Raw genomic sequence first — 5021 nt, 5'->3', positions numbered from 1 at the left:
GTCTCTATCTAAATGAACGATTTCATTAATTAAGGTGAAGTATTTATGATTGGCCTCAAATTAGGAGGCGTTATGTTTAAAGTAATGTGGCAGTTTTTTCTGCTCGGTCTATATAGCTTTGGTGGCCCTGCGGCGCATATTGGCTATTTTCAGCGTGAATTTGTTCAGAACAAAAAATGGTTAACTGATCAAGACTTCACTCATGCTGTTGCGTTATGTCAGTTTCTACCTGGGCCTGCAAGTAGCCAGTTAGGGATGTTTATTGGTTATAAAAAAGCGGGTTATATAGGGGCAATATGTGCTTTTATAGGCTTCACTTTCCCATCATTTTTGTTGCTAACTTTTCTTGCAATAGGTAACCAGCAATATAATGACGTCGCAATCATTGATACTGTTATCCAGGCAGCAAAACTGTTGGCTGTTGTTGTTGTAGCTGATGCCCTATGGGGTATGGCAAAGAAAAACTTAACCAATGGGTTAACGGCGGCTACGGCCGTGTTGAGTGGGATTGCTGTTTTTCTAAGCTCAGGTCTATTAGGGCAAATAGCACCGATTATTGTTGCGGCAGTTGTTGGCTTTATTATTTCTAATCGCCAATCAGCAAGTAAAAGTACGAGTGACGTATCTCAAGCGATAAAGCCTAATTGGATCATATTGATAAGTTTTGCTGTATTACTGATCGGAATGCCTCTATTGGCATCATCGTCTGAGTTCTTCAACTTATTCAATGTATTTTATCAAGCTGGTAGTTTTGTGTTTGGTGGGGGTCATGTTGTATTACCATTACTTGAGCCAATGCTCGAAGGAATGGTAGAGCCTGATACCTTTATTAGTGCCTATGCATCTGCACAGCTCGTACCTGGCCCTATGTTTACCATGGCAAGTTACCTTGGTGCGTCAGCCATTGCCGATAGCCCTATCCTTGGTAGTTTCGTTGCGACAATTGCCGTTTTTCTGCCAGGTAGCTTATTACTATTTGCATTTTTACCTGCATGGAATGCACTGTTTAGTAATCAGAAGTTGAAAGCATCAATTCTATTGGTTAATGCATCAGTTGTCGGTTTGCTGGCGAGTGCATTTATTAACCCTGTATTAATAACATCAATACACTCTGTTTTCGATGTTATTGCAGTCGCTGTTGGCTTTTACTTGCTGAAGTACAAGCAATGTCCAGTATGGTTACTTATTATTGGATTTGCTGTTTATCAGTTTGCTGTTTATCAGTTTGCTGTTTAAAAAGAGAGAGGTGGCCTTCTGGCCATCTTTTTTTAAGCCGTAATGCACTATAACTTTATGATGGGAGAGGTAAATAATTAGGATCAACGAATTACAAAATGAACGCTAACAACAGTGTTAAGGTTAAGTTAAGTAGTCGTTGGTATAGTAAAAAAAAGCCACTAGTACTAACGCTATCTATGAACACAAAAAGAAAAATCAGACCAAATTTAACTAACTACGAAGTTATCGAGATCTTCCAACAGGAATTACGAGAATCAGAATCTCGCCTGTTTAAAAAGTTTTTGTCAGCACTGATCGTTGCTGTGATCACTATCATGATTTTAATTTTTACAGTTGTTGCTTCAGAAGGGAAAGCGGTTAGAGATTATGCGGCAGAGGCTATGCGTAAATCATTTGAAACTGAACGTGTGATTCATATTATAGATGAAGCAGCCGGTACCAACTTTCTTGATAAATCAAAAGAAAACACTAACCGATAATTACATTTGTATAACGAGTGAATGGTTTTTAATAAGGAGCTCTGGTTTTGCTGTTTTTAGCAAAGATTGTTTATAGTCTTCTTCATTTAAGCGATATACCGGTCGTGTGAGAATGAATTGGCCAACCATTTCGACAATCGGAGAGAGGAGTTGTTTACTAGGCAAGTTGAGTGAATTCGGCTCAACTTGTATATCTTCAACTTCCAGTTTGTTTAGGAAAATAGCGCCTTCTTCTTTGTCGTAATAGGGAATCGCACTAAAATTCACGTCGATAGTTAATTCTTGAGGAGCCTGTCCATAAAACGATACTTTAGCTAGTGATTTAGCCTTAAGGTTGACACGATCACTTGCAACACGTCCAATGCCCACTTTTATATCGTTAAATATGACATTAGCATGTGCGACGCCTTTAATTCCTACTGTTCTTTCGAACGATGCTTTTTCATCAAGGTACTCTTGCACCTCCGACTCAGTGACACTGTAACTTGCACAGGATGATAAAACTAAAACGAAGCAAGCCGTAATAACAGCTGATAATGTATGTCGCATTGGCCATCTCGCTTATAAAGTATCAATGAATTATCACTGAAGTTTTATTCGTCTGCTTGCTCATATACGAGAAAGGCAATGAAATACTTTAATCAATTGAGTGCCTCTGACTAACCAAATGCGACTAAGGCGTTTATCACATGCAATATTTGAATTCTTTTTTGTATAGCTTATTCAACTTGTCGTGATACTTTAGGCTTTGTTTGCTTGTATAGCCGCCTCGCATTTTTGCCTGTATCTTTTCTATCTTAGCTTTTGTCTTTATGCATTTTTTCGATTTTTTTGTTGATGCTGCGCTTTCGCTCATTATCGATATACTGACTATGAATGCGAGTAATATTGTTTTCATCTAAACCACCACTTGGAATATGTTTTACAAACAATAACTGAATGTTTAGTGATGGAGGTATTTAGCCAAAATATTTTAGAAGCGATTAACAGGGAAGGGTAACAGCGGAGATTGTTAGTTATCCAATAGTGTGAGATGAACAAAGAGCACCAAATGGTGCCCTTCTGTGGTGTATTTTAAATTAAAAAAATAAGTTACGCGGTTTCAGCAAACAACAGCTCAATGTTGTAGTTATCCCGTGATAGTGAGTTCTTTAATTTTTTCAGCGAACTCACTTGTAGCTGGCGAATCCTTTCTCGTGTTAAGCCAACCTCATCTGCAACCTGCTGTAGGGTTTGTGCTTCGTAACCCATTAAACCGAATCGGCGACAAAGAATTTCTCTATCTCGCGGATTAAGCCCCTCAAGCATTGATGTTGTTAATCGATTTATATCATCTTTATTAACTTCATTGTCCGGCTGGACGCTTTCATTATCAGCAATAAAGGCTGAAATGCTTTGAGAATTTGAGTCGTCTGATATTTGTTGATCAATTGAAACAACAGGCGCATCGTAAGCAAGTACATGTGAAATGTCATCCACACTGCGTTCTAATTTAGCAGCAACTTCTTCATGCGTTGGCTCTTGGTTCGACTGTTTCATTAATTGCTTATGAGTACGGAGAATTGTGTTAATTTCTTTTGATACATGCACTGGTAAGCGGATTGTGCGGGCTTGATTATGAATAGCACGTTCGATAGTTTGCTTAATCCACCAAGTTGCATAGGTTGAAAACCTAAACCCACGTTCAGGATCGAATTTTTCAACAGCGGTAATTAGGCCAATATTACCTTCATCAATTAGGTCGCTCAGTAGCATCCCGCTACTGCGATATTTTTTAGCAATACTTACAACTAAGCGTAAATTACTCTCAATCATGGTTGCTTTAGCCATTGGATCGCCAAGCAAGGTTTTCCTACTATATAAAATTTCCTCTGTTTTACTTAGTAGCGGCTTGTGTGCAATCTCTTGTAGATACAGATGGATTACATCAGCATCGAAACTATTCACTTCTTGTGATTTGATATCCATATCGTTCCCCTCGTAGCAAATATAAATGTTACCCAAATGTTTCAAGATATTACATTTGTACATTAACATGCCTTCTTCATTTATTCCAAGAGGGGATTACATTATTAAGAAAAAGACGACAAAATACTGCCATGTAGAAGCAGTTAAGTGTTACAGGTTGTTTTTTATGTGTTTTCCTTACTTTTGTACCGGTTTGGTTATGAATGCAGGGTAATAATCTATTATTGTTTGGATTATCAATATATCATGTATGCATATATGGACACTTGCTTTTGATAATTAATAATTTTGTAGCGTATAAAGCTTATTTTTTTGCTGTTTATGAGTTAAAAATGACAAATGTTGAATTATTTCATCGCTACACAAAAATACTGAACTTTTAGTTTAAATGTTAATAATTGGTTTCTTTTTATGTGTCAGTATGCCGTGATTTAGATTTTATCTGCAACAAGTCAGAATTCGCCGTCCCTAATGTTGTGCCGTTTTTCATTGAACACGGCGATAGCAGGAGGCTCTTATTCAAATAAGAATTCTTCTTGGCTTTCAATCCATTGAGGGTATTGCTTCATTACTTTTGTGTATAGCGCGCTTTCATAATGCGATTTTAACCATTTAGCGATATTGATGTATTTAGATTGAACGAACCACTTCTTTTCTACACGTACAAATTGACTAATGAAAGGCATCAGTGCGTAATCTGCTAGGCACTGTGAATCCCCAAATAAGTAGCTGTGATTAGATAACCGTGCTTCTAAAGGGGCAATCAGCGCTTCACAAGCTTGGCGTCGTTGTTCTAGGTCGTCATTATGATAACGTGCCGATGCACGGTATTGCTCTAATAACGGGATGAACTGTGAGTCGTTTTTCCTGACCAACGTTAAAATCTCATCCGCTATGTTCGGTTGGTTATTGCGTAATAAGTTTTGTGGGTCGTTTAGGTTGAGCGCCCAAAGCATAATATCCAAGCTTTGATCGATGACTTGAGAGTTGTTCAGCACAATCACCGGTACGGTGCCTTTAGGGCTGGCCGCGAGTAGTTCATGCGGCTTGTTGCGGGTTACGATGTCTCGCAGCATCACAGGCTGTTTTGCGAGTAGCAGGCCCATTCTGGCTCGCATAGCATAAGGACAGCGGCGTAGAGAATATAATATGGGTAGTGACATGGTTATCTCTGTTGGAGTTCGTGGAGACGGTATCTTCAGCAATCGTTACTTCCGCCCATCACATTGCAAAGTGATTTTTTGACTTTATACCTTATTCAGGCCATATGCTTCTATTTTTCAACGTTATTACTAAGAATTTTAACTTGATTCAAGTCAATAAAAGCTAGATATG

5 protein-coding genes are annotated in these 5021 nt (G+C 38.4%); 2 read left to right on the top strand and 3 right to left on the bottom strand.

Features of this window, described 5'->3' with window-relative positions:
• Positions 1–72: 72 nt before the first annotated feature.
• Together chrA and L4D78_RS27955 are read left to right on the top strand one after the other, a co-directional pair.
• Entirely contained in the window at positions 73–1236 is a 1164-nt protein-coding gene (gene chrA, locus L4D78_RS27960) for a chromate efflux transporter (protein ID WP_428469953.1), read from the top strand.
• 98 nt (positions 1237–1334) lie between these two features.
• Positions 1335–1718 carry a hypothetical protein gene (locus L4D78_RS27955; protein ID WP_428469952.1) on the top strand — a complete coding sequence of 128 codons (384 nt, stop codon included), beginning with the start codon at positions 1335–1337 and terminating at the stop codon, positions 1716–1718.
• On the opposite strand, the gene L4D78_RS27950 is transcribed toward L4D78_RS27955, so the two are convergent.
• The 3 genes from L4D78_RS27950 to L4D78_RS27940 form a co-directional block, all read right to left on the bottom strand.
• A complete protein-coding gene (locus L4D78_RS27950) occupies positions 1719–2267 on the bottom strand; it encodes a YceB family lipoprotein (protein WP_428469951.1) in 549 nt (182 codons plus the stop codon).
• Between the two features lie 543 nt (positions 2268–2810).
• Positions 2811–3686, bottom strand: coding sequence for an RNA polymerase sigma factor RpoS (gene rpoS / locus L4D78_RS27945; protein WP_428469950.1), 876 nt, complete (start codon positions 3684–3686; stop codon positions 2811–2813).
• 515 nt (positions 3687–4201) lie between these two features.
• Positions 4202–4849: a glutathione S-transferase gene (locus L4D78_RS27940; RefSeq protein ID WP_428469949.1), complete on the bottom strand. Its 648-nt coding sequence runs from the start codon at positions 4847–4849 to the stop codon at positions 4202–4204.
• Between the last annotated feature and the right edge of the window lie 172 nt (positions 4850–5021).

It is taken from the genome of Photobacterium minamisatsumaniensis, from assembly GCF_050336695.1.
In the GTDB taxonomy this organism is placed as follows: Bacteria; Pseudomonadota; Gammaproteobacteria; order Enterobacterales; family Vibrionaceae; genus Photobacterium; species Photobacterium minamisatsumaniensis.
The sequence above is the reverse complement of the archived record's forward strand: the minus strand, read 5'-3'. Positions and strand labels throughout refer to the sequence as shown.